The sequence below is a fragment of the Vibrio sp. SCSIO 43133 genome, from assembly GCF_023716845.1.
Classification (GTDB): Bacteria; Pseudomonadota; Gammaproteobacteria; order Enterobacterales; family Vibrionaceae; genus Vibrio; species Vibrio mediterranei.
In genome coordinates this window covers 1,741,008-1,760,316 of record NZ_CP068025.1, presented here as the reverse complement: position 1 = coordinate 1,760,316, position 19,309 = coordinate 1,741,008, and the positions used below count along the sequence as shown (strand labels likewise).

Annotated in this window: 19 protein-coding genes; 6 read left to right on the top strand and 13 right to left on the bottom strand. The window is 44.4% G+C overall.

Going from position 1 to position 19,309, the window contains the following annotated elements:
- The first annotated feature begins 151 nt into the window (after positions 1-151).
- On the top strand, positions 152-1,483 hold the full coding sequence (locus JKJ11_RS24780) for an anaerobic C4-dicarboxylate transporter (protein ID WP_006075319.1): 1,332 nt from the start codon (positions 152-154) through the stop codon (positions 1,481-1,483).
- A 79-nt stretch (positions 1,484-1,562) separates the two neighbouring features.
- Here the strand turns inward: JKJ11_RS24780 and JKJ11_RS24775 are convergent, their stop codons facing one another.
- Entirely contained in the window at positions 1,563-1,964 is a 402-nt protein-coding gene (locus JKJ11_RS24775) for a hypothetical protein (protein WP_006075320.1), read from the bottom strand.
- Positions 1,965-2,230: 266 nt separating this feature from the next.
- Between JKJ11_RS24775 and JKJ11_RS24770 the strand changes: the two genes are divergently transcribed.
- A complete protein-coding gene (locus tag JKJ11_RS24770) occupies positions 2,231-2,506 on the top strand; it encodes a hypothetical protein (protein WP_131451037.1) in 276 nt (91 codons plus the stop codon).
- Positions 2,507-2,527: 21 nt separating this feature from the next.
- On the opposite strand, the gene JKJ11_RS24765 is transcribed toward JKJ11_RS24770, so the two are convergent.
- The 9 genes from JKJ11_RS24765 to srlA (JKJ11_RS24725) form a co-directional block, all read right to left on the bottom strand.
- On the bottom strand, positions 2,528-2,887 hold the full coding sequence (locus JKJ11_RS24765) for a PTS glucitol/sorbitol transporter subunit IIA (protein WP_286036756.1): 360 nt from the start codon (positions 2,885-2,887) through the stop codon (positions 2,528-2,530).
- 9 nt (positions 2,888-2,896) lie between these two features.
- Positions 2,897-3,874 carry a PTS glucitol/sorbitol transporter subunit IIB gene (gene srlE / locus JKJ11_RS24760; RefSeq protein ID WP_038230741.1) on the bottom strand — a complete coding sequence of 326 codons (978 nt, stop codon included), beginning with the start codon at positions 3,872-3,874 and terminating at the stop codon, positions 2,897-2,899.
- A complete protein-coding gene (gene srlA / locus JKJ11_RS24755; RefSeq protein WP_306305461.1) occupies positions 3,871-4,431 on the bottom strand; it encodes a PTS glucitol/sorbitol transporter subunit IIC in 561 nt (186 codons plus the stop codon). Before srlA (JKJ11_RS24755) ends, srlE (JKJ11_RS24760) begins: the two co-directional genes overlap by 4 nt.
- Positions 4,432-4,642: 211 nt before the next feature.
- Positions 4,643-5,422, bottom strand: coding sequence for a glucitol operon DNA-binding transcriptional repressor SrlR (gene srlR / locus JKJ11_RS24750; protein ID WP_038230883.1), 780 nt, complete (start codon positions 5,420-5,422; stop codon positions 4,643-4,645).
- Between the two features lie 100 nt (positions 5,423-5,522).
- The gene (locus tag JKJ11_RS24745) at positions 5,523-5,876 is read right to left on the bottom strand and encodes a transcriptional regulator GutM (protein WP_006075326.1); all 354 of its coding nucleotides are present in this window, start codon (positions 5,874-5,876) and stop codon (positions 5,523-5,525) included.
- Between the two features lie 100 nt (positions 5,877-5,976).
- Complete coding sequence (gene srlD / locus JKJ11_RS24740; RefSeq protein WP_006075327.1) at positions 5,977-6,756, bottom strand: sorbitol-6-phosphate dehydrogenase; 780 nt, start codon at positions 6,754-6,756, stop codon at positions 5,977-5,979.
- Positions 6,757-6,873: 117 nt separating this feature from the next.
- The gene (locus tag JKJ11_RS24735) at positions 6,874-7,230 is read right to left on the bottom strand and encodes a PTS glucitol/sorbitol transporter subunit IIA (RefSeq protein WP_006075328.1); all 357 of its coding nucleotides are present in this window, start codon (positions 7,228-7,230) and stop codon (positions 6,874-6,876) included.
- A gap of 31 nt (positions 7,231-7,261) precedes the next feature.
- Positions 7,262-8,239 (bottom strand): PTS glucitol/sorbitol transporter subunit IIB, encoded by a 978-nt coding sequence (gene srlE, locus JKJ11_RS24730; protein ID WP_006075329.1) that lies wholly within the window; start codon positions 8,237-8,239, stop codon positions 7,262-7,264.
- Between the two features lie 12 nt (positions 8,240-8,251).
- Complete coding sequence (gene srlA, locus JKJ11_RS24725; protein ID WP_038230885.1) at positions 8,252-8,803, bottom strand: PTS glucitol/sorbitol transporter subunit IIC; 552 nt, start codon at positions 8,801-8,803, stop codon at positions 8,252-8,254.
- A gap of 405 nt (positions 8,804-9,208) precedes the next feature.
- Here srlA (JKJ11_RS24725) and JKJ11_RS24720 point away from each other — a divergent pair, with 405 nt between their 5' ends.
- Positions 9,209-10,180: a KpsF/GutQ family sugar-phosphate isomerase gene (locus JKJ11_RS24720; RefSeq protein WP_038230744.1), complete on the top strand. Its 972-nt coding sequence runs from the start codon at positions 9,209-9,211 to the stop codon at positions 10,178-10,180.
- A gap of 19 nt (positions 10,181-10,199) precedes the next feature.
- Positions 10,200-11,093 (top strand): LysR family transcriptional regulator, encoded by an 894-nt coding sequence (locus tag JKJ11_RS24715; RefSeq protein ID WP_252039488.1) that lies wholly within the window; start codon positions 10,200-10,202, stop codon positions 11,091-11,093.
- An 82-nt stretch (positions 11,094-11,175) separates the two neighbouring features.
- Here the strand turns inward: JKJ11_RS24715 and JKJ11_RS24710 are convergent, their stop codons facing one another.
- Genes JKJ11_RS24710 through JKJ11_RS24700 form a run of 3 tightly spaced genes read right to left on the bottom strand, consistent with a single transcriptional unit; the run spans position 11,176 to position 14,375 of the window.
- Positions 11,176-12,150: a TAXI family TRAP transporter solute-binding subunit gene (locus JKJ11_RS24710; protein ID WP_006070071.1), complete on the bottom strand. Its 975-nt coding sequence runs from the start codon at positions 12,148-12,150 to the stop codon at positions 11,176-11,178.
- Positions 12,151-12,198: 48 nt separating this feature from the next.
- Positions 12,199-13,041 (bottom strand): beta-keto acid cleavage family enzyme, encoded by an 843-nt coding sequence (locus JKJ11_RS24705; RefSeq protein WP_252039487.1) that lies wholly within the window; start codon positions 13,039-13,041, stop codon positions 12,199-12,201.
- The gene (locus JKJ11_RS24700) at positions 13,038-14,375 is read right to left on the bottom strand and encodes an aspartate aminotransferase family protein (RefSeq protein WP_252039486.1); all 1,338 of its coding nucleotides are present in this window, start codon (positions 14,373-14,375) and stop codon (positions 13,038-13,040) included. The genes JKJ11_RS24705 and JKJ11_RS24700 overlap by 4 nt, the downstream gene beginning before the upstream one ends.
- A gap of 251 nt (positions 14,376-14,626) precedes the next feature.
- Between JKJ11_RS24700 and JKJ11_RS24695 the strand changes: the two genes are divergently transcribed.
- Positions 14,627-15,658, top strand: a complete 1,032-nt coding sequence (locus tag JKJ11_RS24695; protein WP_252039485.1) for a response regulator — start codon at positions 14,627-14,629, stop codon at positions 15,656-15,658.
- Between the two features lie 25 nt (positions 15,659-15,683).
- A complete protein-coding gene (locus tag JKJ11_RS24690; protein ID WP_252039484.1) occupies positions 15,684-19,301 on the top strand; it encodes a response regulator in 3,618 nt (1,205 codons plus the stop codon).
- Positions 19,302-19,309: the final 8 nt, after the last annotated feature.

Genomic DNA, 19,309 nt, shown 5'->3' with positions numbered 1-19,309 from the left:
CTATTTACTTCCTCTCTCTATAACGTGACCGAACTTATAAAATCAGCTTTCCATTTTTCATTCAATACGTTGTGTGATCTTTATGTCAAATAGCCATAACTTTTATATGGATAATATTGAGAGTGTTACAAATTGTAAATGGGAAATATTAATGCTCTATTTTGAATTTATGTTCCTGCTCTTGATGCTCTATATCGGGTCAAGAAAAGGGGGAATCGGCTTAGGTGTAGTCTCCGGCATCGGTCTCACCATTGAAGTCTTTATTTTTAAGATGCCGCCAACCTCTCCTCCGGTCACAGTCATGTTGATCATTCTGGCGGTTGTGACGTGCGCATCTATCTTAGAAGCAGCTGGGGGACTAAAGTTTATGCTGCAAGTAGCAGAGCGCTTGCTGCGTAAGAATCCGAAACGCGTGACACTCATAGCACCTTTTGTGACTTACAGTATGACCTTCTTGCTAGGAACTGGTCACGCAGTCTACTCCATCATGCCGATTATCGGTGATGTTGCGTTAAAGAACGGTATTCGTCCAGAACGCCCGATGGCTGCAGCTTCGGTAGCTTCGCAAATTGCCATTACCGCTTCACCTATTTCTGCCGCAGTCGTGTATTACCTCGCACAATTATCGGATCTACGACCAGATATTACCTTGCTGTCCATACTCATGGTCACCGTTCCCGCTACTTTATTCGGCACACTTTTGATGTCACTTTATAGTATGAAACGAGGCAAGGAATTAGAGGACGATCCTGAATATCAAGCTCGCTTAAAAGACCCTGAATGGCGCGAGCGCATTTTGAACACAACGGCGACGTCGTTAGACGAAGTTCTACCTACATCAGCACGTAACTCGGTCTTACTATTTTTACTGTCTATCGTCGTCATCGTTATTATTGCAATGGTTCCTGAAGTGAGAACCATTGGCGACGCGGCAAAGCCAATCAGTATGGCCGTCATTATTCAAATGATGATGCTCTGCTTCGGCGGTATCATTCTGCTCGCAACCAAAACAGATCCACGCCATGTGCCGAATGGTGTGGTCTTCAAATCAGGCATGGTCGCCGCCATTGCGATCTTTGGTATCGCTTGGATGTCAGACACTTACTTCCAATATGCAATGCCACAGTTTAAATCAGGGATCGTCGAAATGGTAACGGATTACCCTTGGACATTTGCATTGGCACTCTTCATTGTATCGGTTGTTGTTAATTCGCAAGCAGCCACTGCTCGAATGATGCTTCCTGTGGGTTTAGGACTGGGGTTGGATCCAGCACTGCTCATTGGTTTAATGCCAGCGGTCTATGGATATTTCTTCATTCCAAACTATCCATCGGATATCGCAACCGTGAATTTCGATTCTTCCGGTACCACTAAGATCGGTAAATGGTACTTCAACCATTCCTTTATGAGTGTCGGTTTAATAGGCGTCGTTGCCGCCTGTTGCGCGGGTTACATTCTCGGTCAAATGGTTATTGGATACTAATCTAGCTACCTAAGTCATCTCACTAAAATGCAAAAACGGTGACCTTGATACGGTCACCGTTTAGTATTCTCGTTGAGACCTAGAATTTCCAGGACACACCCAAGTCAACACCCACACCAACATCAACGCCATCTTTAAATTTGACTTCTGGCGTAGCAAATAAGTCAACATCAAGGTTTTTAACTGGTTCCCAACGGAGTCCCACAGGCGCATGCACGTCGACACGTTCACTATTCCAGTTATAACCCACACCACCCTCAACGAACCAGCTGATATTGTGCTCTTGAGATAGTGGCTTCTGTAAAAACGCCATACCACCGTTTACGTAGTTATCGTTAACACCAATGATAATGTTGTCAAACTGGAACGTAATACCACGTTTGGTATCAGCGCCTAGCTCGAAAGCCTGTGCAGTGGTCGCCGTTAGCGCCAAAATACCGGTTGTTGCAACTAGAGCGTGTTTGATAAGTGTGTTTTTCAATGTTGTAACCTCAGTAAGGCCATCCTGAGCAATGTATTCCTTGAGTTTATGAATCTACTCAAAATCGAGTAATGTCGTTTGATGCAGGTATTCTATTCAAACGACTAATAGCGACTTACCATTTTATGCCACGCGGTTCAGAAAGTGCGCGCTACCTATTCCTACATCTATAAAACTCATTAATATCTCAACCCTAGCTCGGCTCATACATTTGCCGAACCACTTTCATTACACTGCCCATCTAATGAAGCAACGAGAGATAGCCAATGATAACAACCAACCACAACTCTAGCGGCTTGCCATCAAGGACTATGGGAATAACCAACCTATCCGCGGACTGGATTGGAGAACAGATACGCCTCATTAGACAGGGAGTCGAACAGAAGCAAGGACAAAACATAGAAAAGATAAACCAAGCGTGCCAAAGCTGGGAAACCCTACTCGATCATGGTCTCACACCAGCAACTATTCATCACCTCGCTGACACCACTCCCGCCGATTTGATGTTTCTTAGGTACTATGCAATTACACCAGAGAAGTAACGCGTCGTTCCAATTAACACACTAACCAAAAATCAACGACACACCCGATTCCAGCTGCGGTTTTTTCCTTCCAAGTACATGGACCGTACCTGCGAGGTCTGGAGTGAGGTTTCCGTCAAACTTAATAGTGATATGACCTAGGTTTTTCAGGTTGATATTTGCCGCACTACCTACAGAGGTCACCACATAGGGTTCATCATCAATCAATAAGGTGCTTTCAGTAGACAGTTCGCCAGAGTACTCCGCTTGATCATGAATAAAGCAGTAGTCAGCCACATCGTCTGGCGCAGAATCATTAAACAGTATCAACATATCATCTTGAAGCGCCTCTTGTGCAAACTCTCCGACGCTCACAATATTGGCTCGAAATTGATAACCCATCATCATCCCTTATTGATAAATAAACATTGAGACGAACCAAGCAAACAGGACTGTTGGAGCCCCCGTCAGGAAGCGAGAATAAAGCACCGAAGGCACACCAATTTCTACCGTTTCTTGCTTAGCTTCTGCCAGTCCAAGTCCTACAGGTATAAAATCACACGCAGCTTGAGCGTTAATTGCAAACAGAGCTGGAAGCGCCAAATGAGGTGGAATATGTCCCGCACCAATTTGTACCCCAACTAACACACCAATAACTTGAGCGATCACTGCCCCAGGGCCTAAAAATGGTGAAAGTAACGGAAAAGAGCAGATCAATGCCAACGTCACCAGTCCCAAAGGATTCTGTGCCAACGGCGACAGCAGGTTGGCAATCACATCACCAATCCCCGATGCCATGATGACGCCAATCAGCATGGAAACAAATGCCATAAAGGGCAGAATAGTTTTAAGCACCGTGTCGATAGTGTCACGGCCAGCTTGATAAAAAACCGACATGACCGAGCCCATGCCAACCCCGACCTTAGCGATCAACCCATCCGACTGGGCGCTTAACTTCTGAGACGTATCGTATTGAGGAGGCGTCTCAGATTGGCTAACCGGCTCAGCGTGGCTATTGGATTCACCTTCAACCAATTCGATACACTGAGGAGTTACCGAAGAGGCATAGATATCTGCTTTGATGAATTGAGCAAGAGGACCACTTTGCCCTGTCGCGTGGATGTTTAATGTCGGGATGCCTTTTTTAGGATACAGCCCACATCGCAACGTTCCTCCGCAGTCGACAACCGCTAATGCAACATCCTCATCTTCAAGCACCTGTCTAAAACCGTCGACACTCTCCAATCCCGTTAGATTTTCTAAGGCAGTGACCAAATCAGGTTTGGTTCCTCCGGTCACGTAGAGAATTTTCTTTCCGGCAATAATAGGCACAAACAGTGGACCACCCCAGCCTCCATTTCCCGCAGAGACTTTTAACATCATGCTCATGAGCCCTCCTTAGAAATTTCGACCTTGTCAGATAGCGCCCTGCCTTGTTGTTTGCAGATGATGCTTGTCGTCAAATCAGTGATCCAACCTCGAAAAAAGTTAGTCACTAAACCAACAAACAAATAGCTGACAGCAAGCGGGGCCAACGGCAGATTAAGCTGAGTGATTCCGGCAGCAATACCTAAATAGATAAACAACTCCCCCGGATTGACGTGAGGGAACATGCCGTTCATGGAGTGGCAACTGTAAGATGCAGCCGCGTAATAAGAGGGTTTGTACTTTTCAGGAAGAAAACGTCCAAGACTTAGTGTCATTGGATTACAAAAAATGAAAGTCCCAATAAAAGGTAAAACCAAATAACGAGATACTGGATTGCCTGCACACTTTGTCGCTAACCTTTCAATTCTATGTTGACCAATAAAACGAATAAGTGCATTCATGGCGACAAGCAGACAGACCAATAACGGCAAGATGCCAGTGACCATATCAGAAAGAACCTCGCCCCCTTTTTCGAATAGTCCAATAAACCATTCTGCGCCTAGAATCATGTAGTCCAAAGTTATCCTCCTTACACTTTGAACCATATTGTTCCTCTTATCATTATCAAAATGAAAGAGATATACTTTCGCAACGTGAAGGGAGTCACCAATTAACTTTTTATGTGAAAAAATATATCACTTAATGTAAAAGTAAATGCGTAAACAAGGAGGAGTTTTGCGACGGAGATACTGTAGGCAAGATTCCTACAGTATCACTGGGGGAAGTACATTAGACGAGATAAACTTTGATATTGTTTGATTCTAGCTCTGCTAGATGTTCTGGAGAAATATTACTATCGGTAATAACGGCATCGATGTCTTTCAAAGGCACAACAACATTAGGGCTACGACGACCAAATTTGTTGCTATCTAAAACGACAATCACTTCGTTGGCCGCCTCGTACATTGCTTGGCTCACTTGATAAGCTTCATTGTATGTGGTCGTCCCACTGTTAAGATCAAAGCCATCAGCACCGATAAATAGCTTGTCAAAAGTGAACTGACTAAAAGCTTGTTCAGCCAATTTGCCATGAAATGAAGCAGAGATACGACGATAGGTACCGCCTGGAATAATCACGGTATGCTCGCGCTCTAATTGTGCCATCGCGTTTACAATGTGCATGCTATTGGTCATTAGAGTGAGCGCTAGTTTATCTTCCAAATGAGGAACCATTTGTAATGTAGTACTACCGCAGTCGAGTATTATAGAATCACCATCACGTATAAGCTCACACGCTTTCTTTGCAATGGCGGATTTGAGGTCGAGATTCAAGGTCTGCTTCTCATCCATTGACCGATCCTCGATTGAGGCTTGACCAATCTTACTTGCACCACAAGCTTCTGCGCTCCCATAGCGTCTTACAACCAACCCTTCCTCTTCCAATGTCCGCAAATCCGTACGAATGGTCGCTCCTGATGTTTCAAAAATGTTTGCCAAATCATTTACCGAGGTCTTACCCTCGTGTTTCAGATAGTTCACCAACTTCTGACGTCTATTTTCAATGTTCATATGCACCATCACTAATTTTTTTTAAACTATACACAATTTCCCTTTCACTGTGAAAGAAAGAAACCTAAGTTTATATTTCTTGGTACATTCTGCGACCTAGTTAACCTTCGTAGGCAACAGAGATGGCTTCTTGCGTCCCTTTCGCTAGTTCATTCATTACCGCAGCGGATAATGGGTAACTTAGCCCAACAATTTTGTCCAAAGTCTTAGGTCTAGCAAAAACAGAGATTCCATTTAGGACTTTGGCATCCACTATGGTTTGTTGGTCATTCTCAGCAACCACAATGAGCGTTCTCGCCTTCCAACGACTTTTAGTTCTGCCGATCTTTACATGCCCTTTCTGTGACATAGATTGAACCATTCGATTGAAAGAGCGGATTTGAAAAAATCCCAAAGCAATTTGACCAATCCAAGCCACAATGGCCACTAGAATTAATGTAGTTGTTGAGTCCACAAAACACCTCTCTAACTGTTTAAATAAGGGCAGATATTCTGCCCTTGAAATTGCTACCTAACGTAGCATCAGGAGCACAAGACATCACCTAGTGGGGGAACTAGAACATCACCTGTCCGCCAGTGATATTAATCGATTGTCCTGTACAGTACGCGGCTTGTTCACTCGCGTAAAACTTCAGTACGTTCAATACATCTTGATAATCGCAGCCTGCTTTTAGCGGCACTTTATCAATATAAATTTGCTCAACTTCCTCTTCACTGACACCCAGTTTTTTCGCATATTGAGGCTTCAGTGATTGGAACATAGGGCTCTGTAGCAAGTTACCTAGCATTAATGAATGCACGGTAATTTTGTGCTCAGCCAAATCAAGAGCTAAAGATTGCGTCAAGCCAACGCCACCAAATTTAGCCGCCGAATAACCACTGTTGTGTTTCGACCCAACTTTGCCTGATTTAGAGTTAATTTGAATAATGCGTCCACCACGATTTTCACGAATCATGACTTTTGACGCTTCACGTGCACACAGGAAGTAACCTGTTAGATTAACACTTAATGAGCGTTGCCATGCATCCATAGGGAAGGTGTCAATTTTGGCGGCGGTAGCAGTGCCTGCACTGTAAACCATCAAATCGATTCTACCAAACACCTCGTCCACACTTTTGGTCATATTGATAACCGACATCTCATCGGTCGCGTCGGCGGCAATACCAAACGCCATGCCTTCGCCATAAGTTTGATTAATCTTATCAGCAATCTGCTGAGCATTATCACCGTTTAAATCTGCTACGGCTACGCGATAGCCATCTGCTGCCAAGCCTTCACATAAAAAGGCACCCAATGTTTGTCCGCCACCGACTACTAACGCTGTTTTACACATAAATACTCCGACATTCTTACAAATTTAATTCTTTAAAAAGGGCCTCTACATTCCACTTTGGGAGAGTGTTTCAAAGCATCTGCAGAGGCCAAAATACCGATTGGAATCTAGTTAACCTTATGAGAAAGAGATGGTTTCTCCGATGTTGCAGTGAGGAACAGATCCGCTCACATGCAAACACCCTGGATATTCCGCTTCGTTCAAGCTATCGAACCGAATCGTGATGTGACCGAGTTCTGAAAGGTTCTTATTCACCACCTCACCAACAGCAGTGATTGGGTATTCATTCGAACCAAGCTGTAACGTTCCGCCCACATTAATATTGCCTTTCAAGCTATCGTGAGAGTGGATAAAACAGTACTCAGCGGCATCTGCCGGTGCCATTTCACCGAATAGAATCATCATGTTGTCTGCCAACGCTTCTTCTGCGAGTTCACCGACATGCTTGATGGTTGATTGGTATAATTTGGTCATTTTTAGATTCCTTTGGGAGTTACTGTTTTACTTATTGATAGATGAACATTGATACAAACCAAGCGACTAATACGGTTGGAGCACCAGTTAAGAATCGCGAGTAAAGTACTGATGGAACGCCAATTTCGACAGTTCGCGGTTTTGCTTCTGCTAAGCCAAGACCAACAGGGATAAAGTCACACGCCGCTTGTGCGTTAATCGCAAATAATGCTGGTAACGCTAAGTGCGGAGGGATATTGCCTGCACCGATTTGTACACCGACAAGCACACCGATAACCTGTGCGATTACTGCACCAGGGCCTAAGAACGGTGATAGCAGCGGGAAAGAACAGATCAGAGCTAGAGTAACGAGACCAAATGGACTTTGTGCTAATGGTGTCAGCGCTGACGCGATCAAATCACCGAAGCCTGAAGCCATGATTACGCCGATAAGCATGGATACAAACGCCATGAATGGCAGAATGGTTTTCAATACAGTATCAATCGTGTCACGGCCAGCTTGGAAAAACGTCGACATGACCGAGCCCATACCAATACCGATACGTGCCAACAGGCTATCGCTTTGTTCAGTCAGTTTTTTGTCCGTCGCAAAACGAGCTGACTCGTTTGCTGCTGGCTCCGGAGTTAGGGTCACTGTTGGTTGCGCATCAGAAAGCTGAATGTTCTCCGGTTTCACACCAGAGACGTAGATATCTTCTTTGATGTATTGCGCTAGAGGACCACTTTGCCCTGTCGAGTGAATGTTTACTGTTGGAATACGTTTCTTCGGATATAAACCACAACGTAACGTCCCACCACAGTCAATAATCGCGACAGCAACCTCTTCATCTGGTACTGAAGTTTTGAAACCATCTACTGCTTCATAACCCGTCAGTTCGGCAATACGGTCAACGATATCTGGTCGAGTACCACCAGTGATGTAGACAATTTTCTTGCCTGCTTCGATTGGCAAACATAGAGGACCACCCCAGCCGCCATTACCTTTATTAATAATTAATGAGTTTGACATGACACAGGCCTCTTATGATTGGAAGTGAACAGTACGTTCTAGTTGAACACCTTGCTGACGCTCTACCATTGCAGTAGTAAAGTCAGTCACCCAACCTCTAAAGAAGTTAGTTACCATGCCGACTAGTAGATAACTCACAGCTAGAGGACCTAGTGGTAGACCCAGCTGAGTAATACCGTTAGCGATACCAAGGTAAACAAACAATTCACCAGGGTTAATGTGAGGGAACAGGCCATTCATGGAGTGGCAACTGTACGAAGAAGCCGCGTAGTAAGAAGGTTTGTATCTCTCAGGAAGAAAACGACCCAAGCTCAACGTCATTGGGTTACAGAAAATGAAGGTACCGACAACAGGCAGAACCAGATAACGAGATACAGGGTTGCCAGCACTACGCTGTGCCAGTTTTTCTACTTTGTCTTGTCCAACGAGACGTATCAATGCGTTCATGGCGACAAGTAATGAAATTAAGAGAGGAAGTATGCCTGTTACCATTCCGGTAAAGACCTCTCCGCCTTGTTGGAATAGCCCGATAAACCATTCCGCTGAGTGAATTATAAAGTCCATGTTGACCTCTTTTGTTTCAAGGATAAGTGCTGATTGCCTTTTTACTTTTTCATTATTATTTTCATTTTGAAAGTTAATATTTTTCATTTATTGATTCAAATCACAAAATAAATGAAAGAAAAAATAAAAATAATGAAAGTAATAAAAGAGATGGAATTGAGCGCGAGAGAGTATATACCTTTAAAAATCATATACATACAAACACCTCCTTTGAATCAGATTTCAATAACAGCCAATCGTTCTGCATTCCTTTCCATGAAATGAAAATCTTAACTTTCAACTAGACACCAAGATTGAGAGAGATCCCAATAATGAAAATAATGAAAATTACAACTTGCTCTTTACCAGAGGTGTGAAACACTAGGCAGCAATATCTATATCGTTCAGCTCGTAGGACACATCGCCATGCAAGTCGTCAAGACAGAAGTCATCGAATACGCCACACAAGTCATTAATGCCGAGATAGCAGAAGCTCAGAAGCTATTGGGACGATTGGAGGACAATTTTGCGCAAGCGGTGTCGCACATCGTTAACTGTCAAAGCAAGATAATTGTGTCTGGAATAGGCAAGTCTGGGCACATTGGCAAGAAGATGGCCGCAACACTGGCTTCAACGGGTTCACCTGCCTTTTTCGTTCATCCGGCGGAAGCACTTCACGGAGACCTAGGGATGATCACTAAAGGAGACTTAGTGATCTTGATTTCAAACTCAGGCGAATCTGCCGAATTTAAGACTATGCTGCCGATATTAAAAGAGCGCGGGATTTCTATCATCGGTATGACTGGCAACACTTCATCTCATTTGGCGCAGAACAGTGATTGTGTGGTCAACATCGCCATAGACAGCGAAGCATGTCCACTCGGACTCGCTCCAACATCCAGCGCAGTCAACACATTAATCATGGGTGATGCTTTAGCGATTACAGCAATGAAAATTCGCAAATTCGACAGTATTGATTTTGCACAGTCTCACCCTGCTGGTGCTCTCGGAGCGAAACTACTTACGACAGTCGGCAACGTAATCTCCGAGTTTGAACACAATGCCATTTGCCAACCAGAACAAAGCTTAGCAGAAGCGATCAGCGTACTATGTGAGAGTGGTAAAGGGCTTATCGCCATTTGTCGTCAAACGACGCTTGTAGGTGTCTTCACGGACGGAGATTTAAGACGAGCACTCGCCAATGGCGCCGTTCTAGAAGACAAAATTGAACAGCATATGACCACCAACGGCAAACAAACAAGTGCGCGAGTAAAAGCATACGATGCGTTGAACTTAATGCTTGATAATGCCATTTCAGCACTACCTGTTGTCAATGAACGCGATGAGTGTGTTGGCGTAATTAGCATCTCTGATATTCATCGTCGAGGTATCAAGTAGACAAGTTCGGGAAAACACTATGAGTAGCAGCTCAGGCTTACCTTCTATCAAAGCGCTCAAAACCTTCGTGGCAGTGGCGCACAACCTCAGTTTTTCAAAGGCTGCACAGGAGCTGTGTGTAACTCAAGGAGCCGTCAGTAAACAAATCGCGGCACTAGAGCAGCAACTTGGTCAAGCACTGTTTGAGCGACACATTGATGGGATTCGACTTACATCTATTGGTGAGCAATATTTGCCAAGTATTATCGAAGCCTTGGAAAGTGTTCAATCTGCAACGGCAAGGCTCAAGCAGTCTGAAAACAACGAGGCGGTATTAAACCTTGATGTCACGCCATCTTTTGCCAGCTTGTGGTTGATCAACGCATTGCAAGACTTTCGGTCGCAAAACGCCAGTATACGAATCAACCTAAAAACAGGTGATGGTCCCATTAAAGGCTTGAACGCGCGAAGTGACATCATAATCCGCTGTTTACCAATCGCTACCCATTACGAAAATGCCACTCTGCTACACATAGAGACGCTGCGCTTGGTCGGCTCAACAGATCTTATCGAGCGTCATCCTATTCGTAGCCACCAAGATTTGGAAGTTTACCAATTTATTCCTCATATTACTCGACCGCAACTATGGGAAAAGTTTCGAAATCAATTTTGCCCTGATACACCGATGAATTTTTATGGCGTCGGATTCGAGCATTTCTTTATGTCTTTGGAGGCTGTAAAAGCAAACTGTGGGCTCGCTCTTCTTCCTGATTTTATGGTCGACCCTTTAATTGAAGCAAAGCAGTTGAGTAACCCTCTCGCTCTTAGTTTAGTGAGTCAGTACGGTTACTATGCCATCACCCCAAATCATCGTCGCGACAACAAGCTAGTCTATCTGTTCAACCAATGGCTAGAAGAGCAGTTTCGTTGCTAGTCACAGTGACCCCACGACCATTAATAAAAAAGCCCAGCATTACATCGCTGGGCTTTGAAGAGTGTTGCATTACAAGAGTTTGTTAGTCCATCAAACCCGCTTCTTTGTAGTACTTCACGGCACCTGGATGCAATGGTGCTGACAAACCATCTTTGATCATTTCTTCTTTCTTCAGGTTAGCGAAAGCAGGGTGAAGACGTTTGAAATCATCAAAGTTTTCAAATACAGACTTAACGATGGCATAAACCACATCATCAGGCACGGCAGTAGACGTAACGAATGTTGCACCCACACCAAACGTCATCACATCGTCTGGATTACCGTTATACATACCACCCGGAACAGTCGCTTTACGGTAGAAGCTATTGTCTTCAACCAACTTATCTACCACTGGTCCAGTTACCGATACAATGCGGCTATCACAAGACGTTGTCGCTTCCTTAATCGCACCACTTGGGTGACCTACGGTGTAGATCATTGCGTCGATTTTGTTGTCACACAGTGCTTTAGACTGCTCAGATGCTTTTAGCTCTGAAGTCAGTTTGAATACATCTTTGTCCCAACCGTAACCTTGCATCAAGACTTCCATAGTCCCGCGCTGACCGGAACCAGGGTTACCGATATTGACTCGCTTACCTTTAAGATCTTCGAAGCTTTCAATACCAGAATCCGCACGCGCCACCACAGTGAATGGTTCAGCGTGAACAGAGAATACCGCTCTAAGATCTTTATATGGACCAGCTTCCGCAAACTTACTGGTGCCATTGTATGCATGATATTGCCAGTCTGACTGGGCTATACCTAAATCCAATTCGCCAGCTCGAATGGTATTGATGTTGTATATCGAACCGCCGGTACTTTCTACCGAACAACGCACACCGAATTCAGCTCGGTTTTTATTTACAAGACGACAAATAGCACCACCCGTTGGATAGTAAACCCCTGTTACGCCACCGGTTCCGATAGTTACAAATCGGTCTTCTGCCTGCGCGAGAGTTGCTCCTCCCATGGCAATACATGCAGCAGACACGGTCAACATGGTTTTTAATTTGGTCATAGTTATTCCTTTCCTGTCGTAGGGTTCAGAAACCAGTAAACTCCTTAATTACTGGCGAATGGCAAGACTGTTTCTAAATTCAGTAGCGCTCAGTAAATTTATATTAAGCGCCGCTGACGTCTTACAAAGCTGGTTCACTAAAGATGCATTGTTTGTAGCAATAGCACCTTGATTGTCATAATGATTATTTTCAAACCCAACTCTAACGTCAGCCCCCATAAGCATAGCAGCCGTTAAACAATTGTGTTCAAATTGACCAAACGCACAGACCGCCCAACGGTGACGCAGTTCAAATAATCGACAACTAAGAAATGGCACAAGATCTTGAGGTGTTGCTACTTGTCCTTGCTTATAGCGTCCGAGAACAAGTAATAGGTGATGGTCGTGATCAGGCAAGACCTTTTGATCAATCAGTCGAAAATAACGATCAAGATCGTCAGCACTGTAAAGAATGTATTGAGCAATAATGCCTTGCTGTGCAACCCAATGAAAAAACTCGGCCGACTCGCTCAAGTGTTCATCATTTGGAATCAACTCACTTAACGCAAATGACGCCGCTTCTGGTTTGACGGCTTTGATCAATTGCCTTTGTTGCTCAGGTTGATATTGGCCCACCGCTTCTGTTGTTAATTGCACCATAATGCTATCTCCAACAGCATCTTTTAGTTCGTTATACAGCGGGAGGTTGTCTGCAACGTCTAACGAGTGCAGCCCTTTTTCATTGCGAGCATGTAGATGTACCATTGCGGCACCTGCACTTCGGCAAGCAATAACATCTTGGATAATCTCTCCACGAGTGACGGGCAGTGCAGGATGATCTTTCTGCGTTTTTCTTGCGCCATTAGGCGCAACGATAATAGCCGACTGCGATGGCATTGTTAGGTTACTCATAAGCAGGCCCACTTTTCTTCTGCTAACAGTAGCGTTTTTTTCAGCTTGGTCACCAGTTCATCCATTTCGATCTCACTAATAATAAACGGAGGCGCAAGTAAAATATGGTGACCGTGTGTACCGTCGATCGTCCCAGCCATTGGGTAACACATTAAACCATTCTCCATCGCCAACGATTTAATCCATTTGTGCGCTTGAGTTTGGATAGCAAGCGGGGATTTTGAATGTTTGTCAGAAACCAATTCAATGCCGATAAACAATCCTCTACCTCGAATATCACCAATCATATCGAGATTCCCCAACGCTTCGAAAAGCTTTTGCTTAAGCATTTCCCCTTTAGAAACCACCTGAGCTAGTAAGTTATCTTCTATGATGGTTTCCACAGTCGCGAGTGCCGCCGCACACGCCATTGGGTGTCCCATAAAGGTATGACCATGCTGAAAAAAACCGGAACCATTGGCTATTTCCTGATAGATTTTTTCGTGAACAAGTACAGCGCCAATGGGCTGATATCCAGCTCCCAGACCTTTCGCCATGGTCACAATATCGGGTACTACTTCGTCTTGCTCAAATGCGAAGAAAGACCCCGTTCGGCCGACTCCACACATCACTTCATCTAAAATCAGCAATACATCATATTGGTCACAAATCTCTCTTATGCGCTGCAGATAGCCCTGAGTCGCAGGTACTGCCCCCGCAGTTGCCCCTACGACGGGTTCGGCGATAAATGCCATCACATTTTCCGCCCCAAGTTCGAGTATCTTCGCTTCAAGTTCATTGGCAATACGCTGACTGTATTGGTCTTCAGTTTCTGACGCCAATTGGTCACGATAGGCATAACAAGGCGCAATATGGTGAGCAGAGGAAAGCAGAGGACGAAACGGTTCTCGTCGCCACTCATTGCCTCCAACAGAGAGCGCCCCTAATGTATTTCCATGGTAACTTTGTCGCCTTGCGATAAATTGAGTTTTGGACACCATACCGCGCTCAACGTAATACTGGCGTGCCATTTTAAGCGCTGACTCCACCGCTTCTGAACCACCACTAACAAAGTACACATGCTGCAAAGATTCTGGGGCTAACGACACGATTCGCTGCGCTAATTTCTCACTGCTTTCACTGGTAAAGAACCCTGTATGAGCATATGGAATAGTCTCTAATTGAGCTTGAATCGCCGCTTTTACTCGCTGATGGTTGTGACCAAGGTTGGAGACCGCCGCCCCTCCGCATCCATCTAAATAATATCGACCTTCTGAATCAATCAAATACACGCCTTCGCCAAAGCTCACTTTTGGCAAAGTATCTGAACAATGTCGGTGAAATACACTACCCACGCAGCCGCCCTCAGTTAACCACTTATCCTTTATTGGTTAATTTTTGTTCTAATATGGCATTTTTACAAACGAATAATTATCAACCTCTATGAGAAAATGGAATGGCTGCATCATGAAGCTTCCCCTAATCGTTAAAGCAAATCTTGGTGCGATATTATTCTCATAGTGAGCTAATTGTTTGTAACACATACGAAACCTTGTCTATTCTTAAAAGCCTTATCTCTGCATTTTCGGTACAAGGACTCGTACTTATGCATACAGACAACCAAGAAAAACCTGTGGTGCTTGTCGTTGATGACATTCCCGATAATATCCATGCCATTGCTGGCTCTTTGAATGAACATTACAAAGTGAAAGCGGCGACAAGCGGCGCGAAAGCTATACAAATCGCCCTCTCCACACCTAAACCTCATATGATATTGCTCGATATCATGATGCCCGAAATGGACGGTTATGAGGTTTGCGAGACACTAAAAGCCAATCCACTAACCGCTGATATTCCTATTATTTTTGTCACCGCGAAAAGTGAAGTGGTCGACGAGCAGAAAGGCTTTGAGTTGGGCGCGGTGGACTATATTACCAAACCCATTAGTCCACCCATTGTGTTAGCTCGAGTGAAGACACATATTGCGCTGTACGATCAAAATCTCGAACTTGCTATCAAAGTACGTGAAAGAACGGCTCAGCTTGAACAAAGCCGTTTGGAAGTCATCCAACGCTTGGGACGAGCAGCAGAGTACAAAGATAACGAGACTGGTATGCACGTAGTGCGGATGAGCCACTACTCACGCATTCTCGCCTCACAACTAAACGTTAGTAAGCGCTGGGTTGAGCTGGTATTTCAAGCCGCACCAATGCACGACATCGGCAAAATTGGTATTCCAGATAACGTGTTAAGAAAGCCAGGTAAACTCGATGTCGACGAATGGGCCGTCATGCAGAAGCATGTCGAAATTGGTGGTGACATTATTGGTGACAGCGATTCGCTGCTATTACAAATGGCGCAAGAAATTGCGTTAAACCATCATGAAAAATGGGACGGCAGTGGCTACCCCAACCAATTGAAAGGAGAGCAAATCCCGCTTAGTGCAAGAATCGTCGCAATAGCCGATGTGTTTGACGCACTGACCAGTGTGCGTCCCTATAAAAAGGCTTGGTCCATTGAGGAAACGCTCGCATTACTAGAGCGCGATGCAGGAACTCACTTCGATCCAAGTTTAGTACCAATTTTCATCAGTAAATTGGATGATATTCTCGCCATTCGAGATGCTTATAAAGACTAGAACTACATTGGTTTAAAGGATTTCCATGAATTTTCCTATCGGACAAAATCTCGACTCAAAACGCATTCTTATTGGCTTTTTCATCGCAGTGACATTATTGGTGATAGCCGGGTCAATAGGTTGGTCAAAACTCAATCTTCGTTTTGAAACTGTCGACAATTACGCTCAAAGCGCTCAACTTCGTGCCGCCATAGATAGCATTAAGCTGCATGAGCGCAATTACGCACTATCGCCCACCCATCCGCAGGCTGAAAAAACCTTTGAACATATTGATATGGCCTACCTGCTTGCCGATTCCCAGCTTTCCGAGCAGGTCAATCAAGAAGTAAAGGCGCTACTTCAAGATTACAAGACGACTTTTACCGAATACGTAGAACTTAACGACCAAGAAAGAACCACCCGCGTTGCTCTTACCTCAAATTCGGACACGTCTATTTATGATGTAGAAGAGATGCAGGTCGATCTTAAAGTCTCGATAGAAAAACAGGTCGCGTTAGTCGAAAGCATGCGTCAACACATTGATGCTAGTGCTCAAATCGCTATTGAAAGCCATCATTTAGCAAGTCGTATTTCTACAATTCGAAGTCATGAAAAGTCTTTTATCCTCGAACCGAATAATGAAGATTACAAACAACTGCAATTTGGCCTCAATGAAGTGCGTAACCAAATTAGAGCTCTGCAACCAAAGATGGTTACGCAGGCTGCTAAGGACAAACTGACACTGGTTGATAACGCTCGAAATCGGTATTTAACTGCGGTCATTCAGCTCAGAAACCTCAAACTAGTTACCGCCCCAATGCAGCAGCACATCGCCGCCCAGATCGATTCGGCGGGGGAAGAGTTTACACGAGCGAGTGTAGTGCTGAGAACGAGCTTACAAAAAGAGTTAGCCGCCTATCAACAAGAACTAAATGACATACAACAACAAACCAACGTCAAACTCTCCACTACCGCTCAATTGCTGACATTACGTTCCCTATTTAGCGATACCACTCAGTACGAACGCGACTTCTCCTTGGTACAAACACTCAACGAACAGCAAGATATTGCCGAGCAAATTGAAGGAACTATCAAAGAGAGCCAACAACGATTGGCAGATTTGATACCGCATATTTCAGATGCGACCCAACAACAAACGCTTGGGAAAATTAAGGGGCAGTTGACGCAATATCTCGCTTTATTCGAACAGTTATTTACGCAGAAACAAGCTATCGCCCAACAATCATCGGCGCTTGATAATGCCTATCTGAAAGCCTTCAAAGTTATTGAACCTGATTTTGAACACCAGCAAAACATTGTAGAGAACTCATCTCAAATCTCTTTCTATCTTGCCATCGGTGGCATCATTTTCATGAGCACCATAGTTTTTATTGTTTTGCTCGCCAATAAATCCCACGCTGCGCTTGAAAAGTCTGCCGATAAGCTCGCTATTGCCAGAGATGAAGCAGACTACGCAAACCAAGCTAAATCGGATTTTTTGGCGAACATGAGCCATGAGATCAGAACCCCAATGAACGCCATCATAGGCATGAGTTACCTCGCTTTAAAAACAGATTTAACTAAGGCACAACGCAACTATATTCAAAAAGTAAAGCTGTCGGCTGATACCTTACTCGGACTTATCAACGACATTCTCGATTTCTCAAAAATCGAAGCGGGTAAACTCGACATTGAGCACGTAGATTTTAGACTCGAAAACGTCTTGGACAATATTTCTAATTTGGTTGGGCTTAAGGCGTCGGAGCAGGGTTTAGAGCTGCTTATTCATACTTCAAAAGACGTACCAACAGCACTTTACGGTGACCCATTAAGATTGGGGCAAATCTTGACCAATCTTGCCAATAACGCTGTGAAGTTTACCGAACAAGGCGAAGTCAAAATCACTATCACCGCAGACAACTTAGAGAATGACGATGTCACGTTAAGATTTGCGGTCTCTGACACTGGCATTGGAATGACACCAGAACAAACTCAAAAGCTCTTCAATAAGTTCACCCAAGCCGATAGTTCCACCACACGCAAGTATGGGGGAACCGGATTAGGCTTAGCCATCAGTAAGGAGCTTTGTTTGTTGATGGGCGGAGACATTGAGGTTAGGAGTCAATTTGGCGAAGGCTCAACCTTTGAGTTCACAATTAACATGAAGCGCAGCCAAGTGCTAGAAACCAAACCGATTGTCGTGCCAACATCATTGAACCACCTCAACATCCTGATTGTGGATGACAACGCCAGTGCGCGCCTTATCGTTGAAGATATTCTGCAATCACTCAACTTTAATGTTCGAAGCGCTAATGGAGTTGATAGCGCAATCGACGCACTCAATCACGCTGCACAATCAGATTCGGCATTTGATGTGGTTATTACGGATTGGCAGATGCCCGGTAAAGATGGAGTTGAACTCATTCATGCTATCCAGCAATCTGAGTCCCTCAATCCTAAAATCTTGATGCTCACAGCCTATGATCGCCAGCTTCTGGCTGACTCAGTTCAAGAGCGTGGCCTTATCGTACCAAGTATTCTCGATAAGCCAGTAACGGCCTCTCACTTGTTCGATGCGATAGTTGGCTTATATGATATAGAAAACCACCGTAGCAGCCGTGACGAGCTTGAGCAGCAAACCCATTTGGCTAATGTCCAACACCTAGCAGGAGCTCATCTATTACTCGTTGAAGACAACGAAATTAACCAAGAATTAGCGGTAGAACTTTTGGAAAGCCAAAACATCCAAGTCACCGTAGCTCAAAATGGGCAAGTCGCGATCGACTTGTATAAACAAATGACGTTCGATGGCATTCTTATGGACTGCCAAATGCCTGTACTCGATGGCTACAGCGCAACAGAGATAATAAGAAACACACTCAATGACCGAGCTATCCCTATCATTGCCATGACCGCCGACGTGATGGAGCGTGATAGAGAACGCGCCTACCAATCAGGGATGAACGACATCATAGCTAAACCAATCGATGTAGGCATCATGTTCAGCACCCTTGCTCGATGGATCACCTCGCCTCAACGCGAAATTGGGTCAGAAGTAAGCACTTCCAGCTCCGACTCTAATGTTAATACTCAACCAGTGAAACTTCCTGACATTAACACCATCACCTTGTCCCAAGGTCTTGCTCGTGCGAATAACAACCACCAGCTATATCGCCGACTGTTGCAACGCTTTTATGAGCACTACTCTGATTTATCTCAAGTTAGAGAACAACTCGCTAATGCAGCGTCCTCCGATTTAAAACGTTACATCCATAGCTTAAAAGGCGTCTCAGGAAATATAGGTGCGAACGAGTTATTTGAGCTCTGTAGTGCATTAGAATCTGATATCAACAATGAACAACTTCAAAAGAAGCTACTCAATGCTCTGAATCAAACCACTGAGGCAATAAGAGAGAGTGGCGTTTTACACTCTCATACAGCGGCTAACGATAACCCTGAGCATACAGCGAATTTTGACCCAACGCTCTATGAAAGATTACAGAACGCTATTGAGCAGAACGATACCGATGCACTTGAGATAGTGCAAAACATAGAGCAAAGCCAATTACTGGGGCTTACCCAAAATCAACTAAAGCAACTTGATGGTGCTCTACAAGAATTTGATTTTGATAAAGCTTTAGCACTCATTAAATCTAAACACTAATGGGACTT